At 41.3% G+C, this 18738-nt stretch carries 16 protein-coding genes; 6 read left to right on the top strand and 10 right to left on the bottom strand.

Annotation, left to right across the window (positions count from 1 at the left end; all coding sequences use genetic code 11):
- The first annotated feature begins 12 nt into the window (after nucleotides 1-12).
- Genes B9T33_RS12320 through B9T33_RS12305 form a run of 4 tightly spaced genes read left to right on the top strand, consistent with a single transcriptional unit; the run spans nucleotide 13 to nucleotide 3568 of the window.
- Complete coding sequence (locus B9T33_RS12320) at nucleotides 13-837, top strand: acetyl-CoA carboxylase carboxyltransferase subunit alpha (protein WP_086179206.1); 825 nt, start codon at nucleotides 13-15, stop codon at nucleotides 835-837.
- The gene (gene tilS, locus B9T33_RS12315) at nucleotides 774-2150 is read left to right on the top strand and encodes a tRNA lysidine(34) synthetase TilS (protein WP_086179205.1); all 1377 of its coding nucleotides are present in this window, start codon (nucleotides 774-776) and stop codon (nucleotides 2148-2150) included. Before B9T33_RS12320 ends, tilS begins: the two co-directional genes overlap by 64 nt.
- Nucleotides 2147-2977: a pyrroline-5-carboxylate reductase gene (gene proC / locus B9T33_RS12310; protein ID WP_086179204.1), complete on the top strand. Its 831-nt coding sequence runs from the start codon at nucleotides 2147-2149 to the stop codon at nucleotides 2975-2977. The genes tilS and proC overlap by 4 nt, the downstream gene beginning before the upstream one ends.
- Nucleotides 2978-3004: 27 nt before the next feature.
- Complete coding sequence (locus tag B9T33_RS12305) at nucleotides 3005-3568, top strand: YggT family protein (protein WP_086179203.1); 564 nt, start codon at nucleotides 3005-3007, stop codon at nucleotides 3566-3568.
- A 139-nt stretch (nucleotides 3569-3707) separates the two neighbouring features.
- Here the strand turns inward: B9T33_RS12305 and polA are convergent, their stop codons facing one another.
- Nucleotides 3708-6473: a DNA polymerase I gene (gene polA, locus B9T33_RS12300; RefSeq protein WP_086179202.1), complete on the bottom strand. Its 2766-nt coding sequence runs from the start codon at nucleotides 6471-6473 to the stop codon at nucleotides 3708-3710.
- Nucleotides 6474-6636: 163 nt separating this feature from the next.
- Here polA and B9T33_RS12295 point away from each other — a divergent pair, with 163 nt between their 5' ends.
- The gene (locus tag B9T33_RS12295; RefSeq protein WP_086179201.1) at nucleotides 6637-9378 is read left to right on the top strand and encodes a DUF2339 domain-containing protein; all 2742 of its coding nucleotides are present in this window, start codon (nucleotides 6637-6639) and stop codon (nucleotides 9376-9378) included.
- 454 nt (nucleotides 9379-9832) lie between these two features.
- Here the strand turns inward: B9T33_RS12295 and B9T33_RS12290 are convergent, their stop codons facing one another.
- Both B9T33_RS12290 and B9T33_RS12285 read right to left on the bottom strand, forming a co-directional pair.
- Nucleotides 9833-10753, bottom strand: a complete 921-nt coding sequence (locus tag B9T33_RS12290; RefSeq protein ID WP_086179200.1) for a mechanosensitive ion channel family protein — start codon at nucleotides 10751-10753, stop codon at nucleotides 9833-9835.
- A 9-nt stretch (nucleotides 10754-10762) separates the two neighbouring features.
- Nucleotides 10763-11584, bottom strand: coding sequence for a hypothetical protein (locus B9T33_RS12285; protein WP_086179199.1), 822 nt, complete (start codon nucleotides 11582-11584; stop codon nucleotides 10763-10765).
- 100 nt (nucleotides 11585-11684) lie between these two features.
- Between B9T33_RS12285 and gspE the strand changes: the two genes are divergently transcribed.
- Nucleotides 11685-13172: a type II secretion system ATPase GspE gene (gspE, locus tag B9T33_RS12280; protein ID WP_086179198.1), complete on the top strand. Its 1488-nt coding sequence runs from the start codon at nucleotides 11685-11687 to the stop codon at nucleotides 13170-13172.
- 71 nt (nucleotides 13173-13243) lie between these two features.
- On the opposite strand, the gene B9T33_RS12275 is transcribed toward gspE, so the two are convergent.
- The 7 genes from B9T33_RS12275 to B9T33_RS12245 all read right to left on the bottom strand — a co-directional run bounded on the left by B9T33_RS12275 (nucleotide 13244) and on the right by B9T33_RS12245 (nucleotide 18401).
- Nucleotides 13244-13594 carry a membrane lipoprotein lipid attachment site-containing protein gene (locus B9T33_RS12275; protein WP_086179197.1) on the bottom strand — a complete coding sequence of 117 codons (351 nt, stop codon included), beginning with the start codon at nucleotides 13592-13594 and terminating at the stop codon, nucleotides 13244-13246.
- A gap of 157 nt (nucleotides 13595-13751) precedes the next feature.
- The gene (locus tag B9T33_RS12270; RefSeq protein WP_086179196.1) at nucleotides 13752-14150 is read right to left on the bottom strand and encodes a DUF4951 domain-containing protein; all 399 of its coding nucleotides are present in this window, start codon (nucleotides 14148-14150) and stop codon (nucleotides 13752-13754) included.
- 196 nt (nucleotides 14151-14346) lie between these two features.
- The gene (locus B9T33_RS12265) at nucleotides 14347-14775 is read right to left on the bottom strand and encodes an organic hydroperoxide resistance protein (RefSeq protein WP_086179195.1); all 429 of its coding nucleotides are present in this window, start codon (nucleotides 14773-14775) and stop codon (nucleotides 14347-14349) included.
- Nucleotides 14776-14879: 104 nt separating this feature from the next.
- Nucleotides 14880-15704, bottom strand: a complete 825-nt coding sequence (locus tag B9T33_RS12260; RefSeq protein ID WP_086179194.1) for a carbon-nitrogen hydrolase family protein — start codon at nucleotides 15702-15704, stop codon at nucleotides 14880-14882.
- Between the two features lie 32 nt (nucleotides 15705-15736).
- On the bottom strand, nucleotides 15737-16255 hold the full coding sequence (gene gigB / locus B9T33_RS12255; protein WP_086179193.1) for an anti-anti-sigma factor GigB: 519 nt from the start codon (nucleotides 16253-16255) through the stop codon (nucleotides 15737-15739).
- Between the two features lie 111 nt (nucleotides 16256-16366).
- A complete protein-coding gene (gene gigA, locus B9T33_RS12250) occupies nucleotides 16367-17335 on the bottom strand; it encodes an RsbU family protein phosphatase GigA (protein WP_086179192.1) in 969 nt (322 codons plus the stop codon).
- Nucleotides 17336-17432: 97 nt separating this feature from the next.
- Nucleotides 17433-18401 (bottom strand): VacJ family lipoprotein, encoded by a 969-nt coding sequence (locus tag B9T33_RS12245; RefSeq protein WP_086179191.1) that lies wholly within the window; start codon nucleotides 18399-18401, stop codon nucleotides 17433-17435.
- Between the last annotated feature and the right edge of the window lie 337 nt (nucleotides 18402-18738).

The raw sequence follows: 18738 nt of genomic DNA, 5'->3' as shown, positions 1-18738 counted from the left end.
AATGATCGACCTATGAAAAATAAAGCAGCTCAATCTAAAGCCTGGACTACGGTTCAGATCGCACGTCATCCTGAACGTCCGCAGTTTTTGGATTATGTTGGCGAAATTTTTACAGAGTTCGATGCCTTGCATGGTGACCGCCTTTTTGGTGACGATGGTGCCATGATTGGTGGTTTGGCTCGTCTAGACGGACAGCCGGTGATGATCGTGGGTCAGCACCGTGGTCGTAGCACACGTGAAAAATTACAACATAACTTCGGTATGAGTAACCCAGAAGGCTACCGTAAGGCGCAGCGCCTGATGGATATGGCTGAACGTTTTAATCTACCCGTATTTACTTTTATTGATACCATGGGTGCATACCCGGGTGTAGGTGCAGAAGAACGTGGTCAAGCTGAAGCCATTGCGACAAGCTTGGCGCAACTTTCTTCATTGAAAGTGCCAGTGGTAGCAACAGTATTAGGTGAAGGTGGTTCAGGTGGGGCACTCGGTATTGGTGTAGCTGACCGTGTGATCATGCTGTCTCATAGTATTTATTCGGTGATTTCACCAGAAGGCTGTGCCTCTATTTTGTGGAAAACTGCTGAAAAAGCGGAACAAGCAAGTGAAGCATTGGCACTTACTGCGGATAAATTGCAGAAAATTGGTATCGTAGAATATGTGGTGGACGAAGCTGAAGGTGCACATTTAAACCCTGAAAAAGTGATGCAGGATTTGAAAGCTGTCTTGAAGCAGGCTCTAGAAGAATTGCAACCAATGGACGCAAATGAACGATGCGAAGCGCGTTACCAGCGTTTAATGAAATTTGGCAGCGACAATTTAGGTCTGACTGCTTAAGTCAAATTCAGGCACTGCCTGAACACAGTCGATTTCTAATAGGATGTAGTGGTGGCATGGATTCCATGTTGCTGCTGCATCTTATGTCGTTTCTATGCCCTGAAAAAATTCGGGCAGTTTATATTGACCATCAGTTGCAAGCAGCCAGTAGTGGTTGGGGCGAGTTTGTAATGGCGCAATGCCAGCAACGTCATATTCCTTGTGTGATTCAGCCTGTTCACGTAGCTACAGGTAATCTTGAGAATCAAGCACGTACTGCACGCTATCAAGCCTTTCAACAGCATTTACATCCCAATGATATTCTCGTTTTAGCGCATCATCAGCAAGATCAAGCGGAAACCTTGATGTTACGCCTGCTTTCTGGTGCAGGTGTGCATGGTTTAGCAGCCATGAAAAAGTTTGATGTTCGTGATGAAATGACGATTTGGCGTCCACTGCTAGATATAACACGTGAGCAGATTTGCCAATGGGCGGGGCAACTCGATGTGCAAAATATTCAAGACCTCACCAATTTTGATATCGATTATGATCGGGCTTGGAGTCGAGAAATACTCTGGCCAGTTTTATCTGCGCGTTTTCCAAAAATGCAGCAAGCAATGACTCGTAGTAGTTATTTGATGCAAGATGCAGATGAAATATTGCAAGAGGTTCTAGTACAAGATCTAGAGCAATGTGGTACAGCTGACGTATTGCAATTACAAGCACTATCTCAATTATCCAATGCACGACAACGACAATTAATATCGGCATGGATGAAAGGCGAAGGGCAGTATCGTCCAAGTTTTGATATGGTACAGCGTATCTTTGATGAGGTGATTGCTTCGCGTGAGGACTCACAAGCTGCACTACATTGGAATGGTTTTTATTATGTACGTTTCCAACAGCAATTGCATCGCGTTACAAAAGCAGACTATTTAGCGAAAACCCAGGTGACAGCTCCTCAATCTTTGATATTGAATGATGGTCAAGATATAGAGGTGCTTGCAGGACATTTTAAAATTCAGCCAGCAGAAATAGGTCTTTCATCTGAATTATTCAATCAGGAACTGGTGCTGAGTCCGCGTATGGGCGGTGAAAAGATTCATTTATGGGGGCGTGTGGGGAATTGGCCCTTAAAAAAAGCCATTCAACAGGCGCAAATTTTTCCGTGGCAGCGTCATACAATTCAAATATTAAGTCGAGATAATGTTATGCTAGGTGTCTTTACGCCTCAGGGCTTTTGGTTAGCACAGTCGGAATACTGTACAGTTTCGGGCTGGTTACCAACATTATCTCTTCACGCTAAATCTGCAATATCGGATCTTCAATCATGAGCGCAATTTTAAATTGTAATATCAGTTTCATTGGTGGTGGTAACATGGCACAGGCTTTAATTGGCGGCCTGATTGCACGTGGTGTCCCGACTACACGTATTACAGTTTCAGATCCGGTAGAAAAAGTGCGTGAACTTTTGGCTGAAAAAGATTTACATGTTACCGATGATAATGTTGCGGCCATTCGTGATGCGGATATTGTTTTATTTGCGGTAAAACCCCAAGTTTTGGCAAATGTTTTGTCGCCATTAAAAGGTTTACTTGCTGGTAAATTGGTGATTTCAATTGTGGCTGGTGCAGAAATTGCAACGATTGCCAAATTGCTTGAAACCAATTGTATTGTACGTGTAATGCCAAATACCCCTGCCTTAGTTCAAACGGGCGCACATGGTTTGTATGCAGGCGAAGCTGTTTCAGCAGAAGATCGTGATCTTGCAAGTCAAGTTTTGGCTTCTACAGGTTTAACACTTTGGGTAAACTCTGAAGCACAAATTGATGCTGTTACTGCGGTGTCAGGTTCTGGCCCAGCATACTTCTTCTATATGATGGAAAGTATGATTCGTGCTGGAAAAAACATGGGTTTGGATGAAAAAGTCGCTACTGCATTGACTTTACAGACTGCTTTAGGCGCTGCACAAATGGCGATTACCAGTGCCAATAGCCCAGCAGAGCTACGTAAAAATGTGACATCTCCAAATGGCACAACGCAAGCAGCGATTGAAGTGTTTGATCATGCGAAAATCTCGCAAAATATTCAAACAGCGTTGGCTGCTGCACAAAAGCGTAGCCAAGAGTTGGCACAAGAGTTAAGCGAAAGCACTAAATAATTCGATTAGATTTAGGAAAGTTCAAGTATGGGCTCTGCTCAAATTTTTGGAATCATTATTAACGTTGCAATTTTGCTCGTATTTTTCCGTTTTTTAATGCAGCTTGCTGCTGTAAGTCCTTATAACCCTGTGGTTTTGGCGACAGCGAAAGCAACAAAAATTGTCGATATTTTTAGCCGAATTTTTCCAACTTTGGCGAAAGGTCGGGTAAATACTGCAGCACTGGTATTGGTTGTGGTGCTGTATTTATTGAAAATGTTTGGTTTGATGTATTTGTCTGGTGTGGCAGTCAATAGTCCGTTCCATCTGATCATTATGACCTTTGTAACCATGATTCAGGATTTAATTCGTTTCTGTCGTTACCTCATTTTTGCATCAATTATTTTGAGTTGGGTGGTGATGTTTAGTCAGTCACGTTCACCTTATATTGAAGTGGTACAAGAATTGGCAGAGCCTTTGCTTGCTCCATTCCGCCGCATTTTACCCAATATGGGCATGATTGATTTATCTCCGATCTTTGCTATTTTGGCTTTGCTTGTAGCTGAAACGATTATGAAGCAAGTGGCGATTGCGCTGCTGACTGGTTTATAAGTTAAGCGAAATAAAAAAAAGACTCTGTTGAGTCTTTTTTTTATGGCCTGAATTTTACTTCCTTCTGAAAGCAAGATAGGGAATCTAAAGCGAATTAAAATTCCAGCCTTCCCCCTAAAAGGAGGAGGGCGTGTTTGAATTAATGTGCTTCGTCCCAGTTATTGCCTTTGCCTACTTCAACAATAAGTGGTACTGAAATTTTCAACACAGATTGCATCACTTCAGCCAGTGTTGTAGATAACTCGTCCGCGATCGCTTCATCGACTTCAAATACCAATTCATCGTGTACTTGTAGCAGCATTTTGGCTTGATCTTTCGGTAAGACTTTATCTACAGCAATCATCGCTAATTTCATGATGTCCGCAGCAGAGCCTTGAAGTGGGGCATTAATTGCCGCACGTTCAGCACCTTGTTTCACCATTTTATTGCTGGCATTAATATCTGGCGTATACAGACGACGACCTAAAATCGTTTCAACGAAACCTTGTTCACGTGCGACTTGGCGAGTGCGCTCCATATATTCCAAAACACCCGGATAGCGTTGGAAATATTTACCAATATAGTTGCGTGATTCTTCACGAGTGAACCCAAGTTGACGGGTTAAACCGAACTCAGACATACCATAGAGTAGACCGAAGTTTACGGCTTTGGCTTGGCGACGTTGGTTGCTGGTCACTTCATCCAGTCGAATACCCAAAACTTCTGCCGCAGTACGTTTATGGACATCTTGTCCGTGATTAAAAGCGTCAACCAATGCATGATCTTGCGAGAAATGCGCCATTAAACGAAGTTCAATTTGTGAATAATCGGCTGCAAGTAAGATACGACCTTCGGGTGCAATAAAGGCTTTACGAATTTGACGGCCAATATCTTCACGTACAGGAATATTTTGCAAGTTAGGATCGGTTGAAGATAGACGCCCCGTTGCTGTCAACGCTTGATGGTAGCTGGTATGCACACGATGCGTTTCTTCGTTCACTTGCTTCAATAGACCATCGGTATAGGTACTTTTGAGCTTCGATAAGCCACGATATTCCAAGATTAAATCGGTAATCGGGTGATCAATCTTTTCCAAAACACTTTCACTGGTACTGTATTGACCAGTTGAGGTTTTCTTGCCACCTTTTAAACCTAACTTATCAAACAGAATTTCGCCGACTTGTTTAGGTGAGCTGACATTAAAACTTTGACCTGCAATATCCACAATTTCAGATTCAAGATTTTGAATGGTATTGGCAAACTCCACACCCAGTTGGTCTAGAAATGCCATGTCCAACTCGATGCCGTTTTCTTCCATAGAGGTCAGCACACGTGCCACTGGCATTTCAATATTATGCAAAATATTGATCAGTTCAGGATGAACTCGGAGCTTCTTATCAAGCACTTCATACAGACGATAGGTTACATGTGCATCTTCAGCCGCATAGTGAGCAGCAGTTTCTAGCTCAATCTGATTAAAGGTTTTTTGCTTTGCGCCTTTACCCGCAACTTGCTCAAACGTTGTGGTCAGGTGGCTTAAGTATAGGCGGGCTACATCATCCATGCCATGACGTGTTGCAACTGCGTTCAGCACATAAGATGCCAGCATGGTATCGAAATACCAACCTGCCAAATGAATGCCATGATTTTCTAAGACGTGTGCATCATATTTAAGATGGTGACCAATTTTTTTAACGCTGTCATCTTCGAGTAAAGGCTTGATCTGATTTAAAATCGTATCACGGTCTAACTGTGCAGGTGCGCCTTCATAGTCATGCGCAAGGGGGACGTAATAAGCATCATGTGCATCGAGTGCCACAGAGAAACCTACAATTTTCGCTACGCGATAATCCAGACTCGTGGTTTCCGTATCAAAGGCAAAACGTTTTTCAGTGCTCAGGCGTTTGAATAAAATATCCCAATCTTCTTGGCTGAGGACTGTGTGATAGCGTGCTTCACCGAGTTGATCATCGATACTAGTTTTATCCGCTTGATCTTCAACTTCAGGTGCATTCACAACAGTCGCTGTCGAGCTGATGGCTTTAGCGGCTTGTTTATAGGTCGCGCCATTCGGATTGTTGGGGTGATCAAGTGATTGCAGTTGATTACGGAATTCCAGTTCAGTATATAAATCACGTAGTGCCGAAATATTTGGATCAGCTAGTTTTAGATCTTCGTATTTCAATCCCATGTCGAGATCACAAACAATGCTCGCCAATTGGTGATCAAGCGCAATACCTTCAACATTGTCTTTGATATTTTGACCGACTTTGCCTTTAATATTGTCGACATTTTCTAGAATGCCGCCAATTGAACCATATTCGGTTAGCAGTTTTGCCGCAGTTTTTGCACCGACACCCGGCACGCCTCGAATGCCATCAGAGGCATCGCCCATGAGGGTGAGGTAGTCAATAATTTGATTCGGCCAAACGCCAAATTTATCAAAAACACCTTGTACATCCATCGGTTTGTCTTTGAAGCTGTCTTCAAGTGTCACTTTTTCAGTGACCAACTGCGCCATGTCTTTATCGCCAGTCGAGATCAGGACTTGATAACCTTTGGCTTCAGCACGTTTAGCTAAAGTACCAATAATGTCATCGGCTTCTGCGCCCGGTAGCATATGCAGTGGAATACCCAAAGCACGGATCAGCGCATGTAAATAAGGAATCTGTTGAGATAATTCTTCAGGCATTGCAGGACGGTCACCTTTATAAATCGGTGAAAGTTCATGACGGAAGGTCGGTTCTGGCGTATCGAAAATGACGGCCATATGCGTCGGCTGAGTTCGGCGCATCAGTTTTTGAATGGCAGAAATCGCACCGCGGACGGCATTGGTATGCAATCCAGTTGACGTGGTTAAAGGGGGGAGTGCGTGAAAGGCGCGATATAAAAAGTATGACCCGTCGACCAAGACAAATGGCGGCATTGAAAAATTCCTAATCCAGAAAACGGTTTTATTGTACGTGATTTTTTGCACGCACGCTGATTCTAGATTGTATATGTAACTTACCGAATCACTGATGAATATTTTCAAAGCATCTGTCAGGCTCATGTATCATTGAAGCATTCAGAATAATGACGAAGCAGGTATGCTGAAACAGAATAATGAAATCAGGCTAATTTGGCTGATGATGTTGATTATGGTGGGTATTACGGCATGGTATTTAGATGTGCGTGTGCTGACCTACATCAGTGGCGTTGCTTTTATTATCAGTGTCATGAGTTATGTCGATGATTTACAGCACGTAGCCAATGGGTTAACACAGCCACAAGTATCTTCTAATTTAACATCAAAAATTCCACTCTATATTGCCGCATTGATTATTGTTGTCGGTGTGTTGGCTGAGCTGAATTATTTAATCGGTTTTGGTATTACGGCTTGGGTCTTTGTATTTTTACGTTGGTTGAAACGCCTCGAAAGGCAAGTTTTGCACGTCCAACAGCTCTACGCCAATCAAGCAACTATAAACGAAGCACAATTGAATGCGAAAGTTGATCAAGCAGGGCACTTTTCCGAAGCGTCTACTTTGCATTTAATCGCGAATAATCAAAAAACGTCCGAAGCACAAACATCAAATCAAAGTCTTTCAGCTCAAATCCAACAGTGGTTGTTTCAAGGTAACCCTGTGTTAAAAGTGGCTGTATTGGTTTTGGTGATTGGCATTGTGCTATTACTACGGTTTGCTACCGAACATTGGCAGCTTAGTCTTGCACTTAAATTATTAATTGTAAGCGCAGTGAGCGCTGTTGTCGTATTTCTGGGTTATTGGATGCAGCCGAAGAATCGGAGTTTTGGTCTGGCACTTGAAGGCTTGGGCTTCGCGGCATTATTTTTGACGCTATTTTTTGCCTACTACAATGCTGTAATCGCAAGTTTTGCAGTGGCAAGTGCCGTGTATTTGGGCATTATGCTGCTGACGATTTGGCTGAGTTTGAAACAACAGTCGGTTGAATTGGCCATTATGGCAATGTTGATCGCCTATATCGCACCTTTTACCTTACCTGTGCGTGATGCGACTGCCACCGAACTGGTTGCTTATTACTTAGGGATTAATATTGCGGTTGCGATTTTGAGTACCTTGCGACCATGGAAATATCTCAATCAAATCGCATTTCTTATGACGGTTTTGGTCGGTGGTAGTTATGCTTTTTATCAGGGGTACAGTAGCGAACGTTATGTCATGAGTGCTTTGGTATTGGCGCATGCAGCTATTTTTATTTGGCTGGGTTTTCGATTCAGTCAATTACTGGCACAACAAGATTTAGCAAAATTTAACTTAAAGCCGGTCTTAGATATCGGGCTCATCTTTGCTGCACCTTTGGTGGCATATTTCATTTTATATTTGATGTTCTTTGACGATACAGCTTGGCAAGCTGGATTCAGCTTTTTATTTGCAGCAGTATTTGCAGGGCTATATCAACTGAGTCAGCGAAGTCACGCAGTTCAACTTATTGCACAAAGCTATTTCAGCTTAATGCTGATCTTTTTGGCGCTCATCCCACCCATTTTATTACCTGAAAAATGGAGTGTGGTGGGCTGGGCGGTTGAGGGCGCAGCTATTTTTATATTTGCGTTATATCGTCATTCTGCCATCAGTCGTTATTTGGCGATGGCGCTTCTGGTTATGGCGGGCTGTTCAAGTCTGTATTATTTCGTTGAACTTAATCGTTTTCCCAGTGAAATTTATTGGGGTGTTTGTCTGAGTTATTTTGCTGCGATCTTAGTCACACATGCCGTTCCATCATTTCATCGGCAGCTTTCAACCTCAACCATTGCGTTTCAGTGTGTGCAAATGTTGTCTGCAACCTGCATGCTATTGATGCTCATCCTCGACTGGTTAACGACCTCACAACAAATGGTGCAGACACTTTTCATTGTGAGCTTATTCTATGTGCTTATGAATGAGATCTTACTGTGGCGTAAGGCAGCGTGGAGTTGGTCGATGATCAAATGGACAGGGCTAATTCCTGTCTATGTGTTGGGTGTATACCAAATTGTAGATGTGAGTGAGCTAGGGCAATTGGTCTGGAATAGTCCATCTGAGCGCTTTTATTTTGCGATAACTGGCGTGCTGCTAACGGTGTTTTGGTTAAGACCTTTATTTGGTGTACGTGAAGAAAAAGAATGGGTAAGTTTTGGGATTCTCTCGAGTCTTGCATGGACCAGTCTGACTTTGCTGCCAAGTATGCCCTATATCAGTGTGGTAATTTTGCCGCTATTGTTTTGTGCTTGGTGTTATTGGCAAACCACACAAGAGACATGGAAAGTTTTTTGGCAGGCAAGAAGTACCTTAGTTCTGACTTTAATTTGGATGGTTTGTTCACAACTGTTTAGTCAGCAAGCCTTTATGGGATATCTCCTTCCTGTATTAAACCCTTTTGACTTGGTGAGTTTACTGATGCTGGCGGGCTTCTTATGGATGCTCAACCAACAATTAAAATCAGGTCTAGATCGGAGTATGGGGGCATTATTGAGTGTGCTTGGTTTGTTGTGGCTCAGTAGTTATGTGGTGCTGCGTGCATTACATATTTATGTGGATACGCCTTATAACAGTTTAGAGATTTGGCGTGATGCCACGGTACAACTGAGCTTTACTATCCTTTGGGTAAGTTTGGCTTTGGTCAGTATGCGTCTTGCCAGTCAACGCCAATTACGTCCAGTATGGTTGCTTGGTGGCAGTATTTTGGTGATTGTGACCTTGAAGTTGGTGTTATTGGATTTATCTCATGTCGGAACATTAATGCGCGTCATTTCATTTATGGCAGCAGGATCTGCAATGTTACTCATTGCGTATATTGCACCAATGCCTAATGACAAGATTGAACCATGATGAAGTTCTTGAAGTTATTCACTGATGTTACGCCTATAAAAGTAATTTCGCATTTTTAAAATAATTTTTAAATCAATTCTACGGAGTCTTACATCTAGGGTTTGAATAAGGAGATTAGCCTTCGGCTAGAGGTACTCTTACGAAGCCACGCTTCTCATTAGGCAAAATGAGGAGCAATGCTCCGCAAGAAAACCATTGTCATCCGCAAAACTCGTTCACTAGCGTTAAATTATTCAAAGTATTGCGAAAACATTTTTGATTAGAAGTCGTCCTATCTCAAACAATTGCGGATGACGTTACCGCGTATCGCTCTTTTATTTGTATCAAATTGCGCTTTTGATGATACTGCGTAACATTAGTTACTAGATCACTAAGCCGTATAGGTCGATGTCTATAACAAGTAGATGATAAAAAGCCCAATCTTCTATTTTATTCAAAGATTGGGCTTTTTAAATTAAAGTTTCGGTTCGCGTGTTATCTCTTCTTTATTGGCATATTGATCAACTTCTGCTTCAAAGGCTTGGGGCGAGAGAGGGTGATCTACAAAGCCCATTTTCGGTACAGGAATTTCAATTTTATTTTCTAAGAAGCCATTACGAATCCGTTCATGCATTTCATCGCGTACTTTTAAGAAATTTTCACGTTTACACCAAATTGCAAATAACAATTCAATAGATGATTCACGAAAAGCCGTCACAGTCACGGCAGGTTTTGGATCTGCGAGGACTAATGGATATTTGCTCACAACATCTAATAAAACTTCACGAACTTTAATGATATCTTCATGAAAATTAAGGGCGAGCGTAATTGGTATACGCCGAATAGGAAATTTAGACAGGTTCTGTACGGGGGCGCGAATTAACTGTTCATTGGGTAAACGCACGTAGACATTGTCCTGTGTGAGTAATTTCACCGAGAGTAAATCAATCGAAATTACTTCACCTTCAATGGTATGACCACGAATTAGAGTCAATTGAATGGTATCACCCACCTCAAATGAACCTTCACCAATCAAGAACATACCACTGATTAAGTTGGAGGCAGAGGTTTGCGAAGCAAAACCCAGAGCAACCGTTAAGATCCCCGCTGCACCTAAGAAGACACTGAGTTTAAAACCTGCTTCCTTGAGGCTTGCCATAACAAAAATCAGGAAAATAAAATAGAAAATACCGCGACGCCAAACCAATTGCTGATGGGCGTTGAAGCGCATGCCGACCGTGCGAATAAAGGTATTCGAGATAAAACGGGCAGCGACAAAACCAATCACACCGAGTAGTACTGCAACCAATAATTCGGTCAGACGGTCAGTATTGAGGTTATTGACCATTCCTTTAAGGCTATTGGTGATCTCTTTGGAAATATTTAAATCTGCCATAATTCGCTCTTAGAAAAATGAATCAAACATATTGAACAGCACATGGGCAGATTCACGGGGAGGATGTAAATAGGTCACATCACCTGCCTGTGGTGGTGTGCGGTTTTCAATTTTAATCCGAGGCGGTTTATCGGTTCCTTCATGTACAACCCGAATTTGTGAAGTCCATAGTCGTCCAGTACTTTCACTATAAAATAAAGGCAGTGCTGGCACAGGGACATTCATACGGTCAAAACGGATTTGCTCATTGCTAACATTATGAAATTCAATGGGCGTGACTGCTCGAAAAGCTCGGGGTTTAAGTTGTTTTAATTCAGTTCGGCCATCTACAGCGGTGGCATAACACACTTCGCCCATACGATGGTTCGGCCCAAACCAAGTATCTTTAGGTAAAATGACAGGAATATCAAATAAAGGTTCTTTTAAGCCTTCAACAAAGCCTGCAACCCAAAGTGGGGTGCTGATATATAAAGTACCGCGTTGACCTGCAGGAATATAAATCGGGTCGACAGGTTTAATCACCACAGAACGATCTGCCAAACGAGGCATGATTTGAATTTTATCATGCGTCTGACGGAACATATAACGTTCCATTTTCACGGGTTGTGGAAATCCAAACTCAGGGTCAAATATTTGATGCCATTGCTGTTCATAGTCAAATTGAAAAGTCGGGCGATGATATTCCATGCGCCACTCTTGCATACCACGCGTCACGCGAAACAAAAGCGATCCAAACTGCCAGCTTTGTGGATGGTTTAGCTCGAATTGATATTCACCCCACCACTTGAGTTTTGGAGATTCTTTTTCTGAGAATTCATTCTGTAATGGCAATGCGTATTTCCCTTATCTTGATAAATCCTAAAAACAGACTTCACGCTGTCAGATGCTTAGAGTACACTCAAAACAACTTTTTTCATCATTATAATGCGTGATGCAAGTACTTAAACAATTACAAATACCATATAGTTTTGCCAAGCGTCATGGCGTATTGCTTCGATATGAGGGTGATCAAGCATTTATTGTACGTCGTAACAGCACGCCACTCTTGGCATTGCAAGAAGCACGTCGATATCTAGGCCATCCTGCACAATATCAATTGTGTACAGAACAAGAATTTAATCAATTACTCAGTTCAAGTTTTGCAGGGGATACAGGAGAGTCGCAACAAGTTGCTGCGGGTCTGGAGGATCATCCAGATCTATTGAGTCTTGCAGACTCGGTGCCTGAAGCTGAAGATTTGATGGATCAGGAAGATGATGCGCCCATTGTCCGTTTAATTAATGCATTACTTTCTGAAGCCATTCGTGTCGGTGCATCAGATATTCATATTGAATCTTTCGAGAAAAAATTATCTGTACGCTTACGTGTAGATGGGCAATTACGAGAAATTGTGCAGCCACGTCGTGAATTAGCACCGCTTTTAGTGTCACGTATTAAAGTCATGGCCAAACTTGATATTGCGGAGAAGCGAATCCCGCAAGATGGTCGTATTTCGCTGCGTCTTGCAGGGCGTGAAGTTGATGTGCGTGTTTCAACCTTACCATCTTCGTATGGTGAACGTGTCGTAATGCGTCTGCTTGATAAACAAGCAGGGCGTTTAAACATGACACATTTGGGTTTGATGCAACATGACTATGACCGACTTAAGCAATTGGTTCATCGTCCGCATGGCATTATTTTAGTGACTGGGCCAACGGGTTCAGGTAAAACCACCACACTCTATGCAGCACTATCGGACTTAAATGACGGTTCAAAAAATATTTTGACCGCTGAAGATCCTATTGAATATCAATTGGAAGGGATTGGGCAGACACAGGTCAATACCAAAGTGGATATGACTTTTGCACGTGCTTTGAAGGCCATGCTTCGTCAAGATCCAGATGTCGTGATGGTTGGTGAGATTCGTGATTTAGAAACTGCCGAAATTGCGGTACAAGCATCATTAACAGGTCACTTGGTGCTGTCAACGCTACATACCAATACTGCAATTGGTGCAGTGACTCGTTTAAAAGACATGGGGATTGAACCCTTTTTACTTTCAAGCTCACTCATTGGCGTGGTAGCACAGCGACTTGTGCGAACCTTATGCCGACACTGTGCAACGTGGCACATTGCAGATGATTTTGAAAAAGCGTTATTCAAACATCTTGATACCTCGGCTGATTTACAACTACCGCAACCCAAAGGCTGTGAACAATGTTCGCATACGGGCTTTACTGGCCGTACGGCAATCTATGAAATTGTTCCGATTGATGAGCACACGCGTCGTTTGATCCATAGTAATGCGGCTGAATTTGAATTGGAAAATCATGTGCGAGAAAGTGCAGGTTCAATTCGTGATGATGGATTACGTAAAGTGCTCGCAGGGAAAACAACGCTGGAAGAGGTTTTACGTGTAACGAACGAAGCTGCTGAATAAAAGTTTTTAGAAGAAAGTCAGTCTGATAAGAAAGCCTCGAAATCGTTGAAAAATTTCGGGGCTTTTTCTAATTAGTTTATTTTCTCAAAATGAATGACAGCATCATATTCTCTGTCTGTTAGGGTGAGATGCGTTGCATCGGTCAGTTTAAGTTCAATCTGTTGACTATCTTTGTATTTTAAGACCTCATGATCTTGTTCAGCGAGGCCTGAAGCCGCACTTGATGTACGTTCAGTATTATTTTTATTAAGCCAAAACTCATCTTTAATTTGATATTCATCGTCTTGTTTTGAAATCGTTAATTTACGCAGACTGTCAGTTTCAGGGATTTGTTTCCATTCTCCTGAAAAATCAGCGGTAGGTGTTTGGTTACATGCTGTAAGTGCAAGACTGATCGTGAATATTGAAAAGATTTTTTTCATTTTAAGTCTTTTAATCAATTAAGTTTTTTATGATTAATATTTTTAGATGGCTCAATATAACGTTTTTTTTAATTTTAAACATGATTTGATAAGTCGATTTTTATTGTTTGATATTAGAAAAATAGCCCACTTTCGTGAGCTATTTTGAATACGAGCATTACCACAAACTAACTATTTTTTTCATCAATTGTGCGCGAAATGGAGCAGTGGGGTTGCCACCATTGCGCTGGGTTTCATTTTCATAAAACTTCTGCCAAGTCTCAATCATTTCTAAAGTCACATTTTGCGTTTTGAGCTTATCAACGTCAGCTTTGGTGATGTTGTTTAAGCGCGCTTCTGCACCGTCAGGACCTGTGCCCCAGCCAATAATACCTTGACCAAAAGACGGTAAAGAAATATTTCCAGGTGTAGGTGGAATATCTAAACGTTGAATATTGGGATTAACCTGAGAGTTGATCAGTGGGCGAACTTTTTCAGAAATAGTGAGTTCGGCAAAAGACAAACTTGAAATACTCAATAATAAAGAAGTGACAAGGAGAGGTTTGAGTAAAAGCATAAGAAGCACAAAAAACGTAAATGAGAATCAGTTTTATTTTAACAAGATTTAAAGCATTTGAGAATTAGAGATTTAACGTATCTGCTTTCAATGAACGATGATGAATAATGCAAACTTGGAATGATATTTGATAATGAGCACCCCTTGTTATTGGTTTAAACCAGAAGTGCTCAAGCTTTATAATAGATCGGATGATTTATTCGGTCACAATATTCAGCGTTACATTAATGTTATTACGTGTGGCATTGGAGTATGGACAGACAATATGCGCCGCATCGACTAGCTTTTTCGCTTCAGCTGCATCCATCCCTTCTAGGTGAATATTTAAAGTAACCTCAATCCCGAATCCTGTTGGAATCGGACCAATCCCGACATCGCCTTCAACATACGCATCTTTGGGTATATTGAGTTTGTCTCGGTTTGACACAAATTTCATTGCACCTAAAAAGCAGGCAGAGTAACCCGCAGCAAATAATTGTTCTGGATTGGTTCCATTGCCTGTGCCCCCCATAATTTTAGGCACGGCAAGTTGTACATCTAAATGACCGTCAGAAGTCGTTGCACGACCATCGCGGCCACCTGTTGCTTTGGCATGGGCAGTATAAACAGCTTTTTCTAAAGTCATTTTTTGTAATCCCTATGATGATTGCTTAGAACCTTATCGTGTGGGATTTTGCTTAATTAATATTCAGTTTTTTTGTAATTTTAATCAATACAACGCTTTGAAATTTAGTATTGCACTAAAACACGATGTTGCATCAGTGGCATCGATTCACGGATTTTTGTTTGTTCCAACAAATCAAATGGTACGGTAATTAAGCCAGCACCTTCGGTCTGAATGATATTTTGTATTTGACCATGGCTATTGGCTGCGCCCGTATGTCCCCAAGTTTGACGCTTTTCTCCATGCCAACCTTGTTGCGCAGAACCTAAAACAGCACATTGGGTATCCATTGCTCGTGCTTGTAAAAGCAGTTGCCAGTGCATTTCCCCTGTGGTGTAAGTAAATGCTGCAGGCGCAGTCAAAATATTCGCGCCTTTTGTACGTAGTTTCAGTGCAAGTTCTGGGAATCGAAGGTCATAGCAGACGATCAAACCAATATTGCCAAAAGGGGTATTGGCAACGACAAGATCTGTGCCGGGTTCAAAAAATTTAGATTCTTGATAACCCCCTACAGCATCACCGACTTGCACATCAAAGAGGTGAATCTTGTCATAGCGTGCTTCAGTTTTTTCTGGGCTAATACATAAGCTTACAGTACGAACACGACCATCTTGAATCACTGAACCGTCAGGGCGAAAAGGGCACGGTAGTGTGCCCGCAACAATCCATAGTTGATATTGGTGTGCCAGTTGTTCCAAACGTTGTTGAATACTTTCAAACTGAGCGGCAGTTTCACGCTGTTTTCCAGCAGCAAAACATACAAAATTCTCAGGAAACACAATGAGACTCGCGCCTTGCGCCTGACTTTGTTGCATCAACGATTCAATCACTTTGAAGTTTTCTTCAATGTCATTTTGTGAATTCATTTGTGCAACGGAAACTAAAGGCATGAGGCGAGTATATCCATTCTTTTTATTATGAATTAAGCTTTTTGCTGGCTTGTTTGGTCAAGATTTTCCTGCTCTTTTTGCAGTTGCTTCACCAAAGGCTCAAACATATTTTGATTGCTGTCATTTAGCTTCATCAGCGTTTTATGCGCATCTAAAACTGTATTTAGCATGTTGCTATGTGTGATGTGTTCTTCCATGAGCGCACGCGTGCATACACTTGGATCACCACAGTAATTTAAGATGACAAACACCTGACCCAAGCCCATGCTATTTGCAAGCGTTGAAATATCAGAATTTGTAGACAGCATAACCGCTTGGATATGATGAACTTGTTTCAGTTTCAAACCAAGCTTGGCAAGAATGCCGAGAACGGTACTATCAATAAATGTCGTTTGGGTTAAATCAACGATTGCACCAACTACATTTTGTTGCTGTTCAATTTTGTTCAGTAATTTGTCTAGACTAATACAAGATTGGGCACGCACTTCGCCAATGAGCTTAAAAATATGCGTTCCGTTCAAGCTTGCATATTCAACATGACCTGTTGACATATAAATGCCATTTGCAGAGAAGGATAGTAAATTATCCCATAGGGCCAACGCTTACTCAAGTGGGTGAGTATCGTAAGAAAGTCTTATGTGGTTAAATTATTGATTTTAGGGTTAATTGATTCGACGTAAACTTAAAATGGCAATATCATCGGCAACATGGTCAGGTGCCTGAAATGATTGATTTTGCAAATGATAAACCAATTGACCAAGTTGTTCATTCAGTCCGCCATCAAAAGGTTCGAGTGCACCATCTGAGCAAATTACAAAGCGTGAGTAGCGATTTAAGGTAAATTCAAACTCTTCAACTTCTAGATCTTCAGTCAAGCCAAGCGGAAAACTACTGGTATTTAAAATTTTAGCGGGTAAGCCCGGTTCAAATAAAATTGCAGGAGGATAGTGTCCAGCACTTGACCACTTTAAAACATGCGTTTCGAGATTTAATGTACCCGCAATCATGGTGATATGCTTTTCAATATTTTCCTGAACCAACATGCCATTCAGTTTTTTGATTAACTCACGTGGGGTTTTTGAGCGCCCATGGAACGCTGCCATCCATGAAGTCAATAAACTACTTGTCACACCATGTCCTGAAACATCGGCTAAATAGAAAATGATTTCTTTGTCGCTAATTTTCCAATAATCGTACCAATCGCCAGATAAATATGCAGATGGTTGAAAGAAAGTTTCGACTTTATAATTTTGCAATTCAATGGGATTGGGTAATAAACGCTTTTGTAATTCTGCTGCCGACGGCAAATCTCGGCTATCCTGATTACGTTTATATTGAGCATCAATCTTAATCAAAGCATCTTGTAAATTTTCAGGTAAATGGTTCCATACCCAGCCAGCTAGTGCACCTTGTTGCCATGCTTGCGCCAATGCCGCGCCTTCATTTTCAAAAGCCAGAACAATAGTTGGAATCGTCCACTGATGGTTTAAATAATCAGCAACATCTGCAATAGCAATAATAGTTGGATCGTATAGGTCTAGATCTTCAATGTGAATCATTTGAACACTCGGAAGTGTATCAAGTACTTGATCTAAATACGGAATATCACGAGTAGGTTGAATGAAATACATAAAGAATCAGATGAATCCTTTGATAATGAATAAACGTACTATAACAAGCAAAACAAGGCTGGAGGGAAAAACCATACCAGCCAATTGAAAAAATTATTTAATTTACAATATCGGTATCAGTCTCGTCATCGATATTGTCATCTGGATTTTCAGTAGACTCATTGGTTGAATCATCAGTTGAAGTATCGGTTGAATTATCTTCATCGTCCTCAAAGGTTTCATCATCATCACTAATAAAAAGGTTTTCTTCAGCAATGCCTTTCTTTTCTGCAATTGAATAACTTAAACGTTGTAGATAAAAGTCACGAATTTGCGAATATCGGTCACCTTGTAAAGCGCCTTCAATATCAAGTAGCTGTGAACGAGCATCTATCCCACGTAAAGCTTGCTCTGACCAATATGCTGCATCATGTCCATCTAACATATATTTTTGAGGGCGGCCTTGACTATCTACAGCCAAGCCGATGCTTTGACGAATGGTACTCGGACCGAGTACGGGCAAAACAATATAAGGCCCAGAAGGAATACCATAGTATCCTAAAGTCGCACCAAAGTTTTCATCTTCAGATGTTAAGCCTAAACGACTTGCTGGGTCGGCAAAACCAAGTGTGGTTAAGGTATTAACAGTAAAACGGCCTAATGTTTTTGCGGCGCGAGATGGGCGACCTTGAATAAGCTGATTAAATGCATTCCAAGGCTCACCCAAGTTTTTACGAAAAGAACGATAAGATTCACGCATATCTTGAGGTGTTTTCTTGACATATTGAATGGCAAGTGGGCGTGCGACATGTGTATCTAAATAATCATTAAACGCATAAACCTGACGGTTTAAGGGTTGAAAAGGATCTTTATCTTCGTCTGACTGTGCAGCATTCGCATTAATAGATAATTTTTTTGCAACTTCTGATGATTTGACCATCGCAGTATGCGCAAGTTGTTGTGTTTTAGATTTATTGGCAGATTCTGAACTGTTATCAGCTTCTATAGCAGGTTCGTCATTTGCAAATGCTGGAACTGTTACAGCAAAAGACAGTAACCCAGCATATAAAAAAGAAGTATGGCGCATATTGTGTCCTGACGCTTTTAACTCAGCAAAAGTGTTTGCCGTATCATAAGTAAAAACGTTCAAATAATCTTGAATAATTACTATTAAAGCAAATTTGATTAAAAATTGAATAAAAAAATGTAATTTGAGTAAAAAACACCCGCTCGAAAGAAATATTTAAAAATAGGTGTTGCAACGGTACTGAAATGCTGTAGAATGCACATCCATCGGCGGTAATGAAGATTAAAACTTCTGATAAAACAGCAACTTAGCACGAAGTGTTTAGATTGGGTTTTGTTAAGAAAGTTTAAAATAATTTGATTTGCTAGTTGACTTTCTGAAAAGAAAGCGTAATATA

Origin of the sequence: Acinetobacter sp. ANC 5054 (genome assembly GCF_002135295.1) — a bacterium.
Classification (GTDB): Bacteria; Pseudomonadota; Gammaproteobacteria; order Pseudomonadales; family Moraxellaceae; genus Acinetobacter.
Note: the sequence above shows the minus strand (reverse complement) of the source record. Positions and strands in the feature narration are given on the sequence as shown.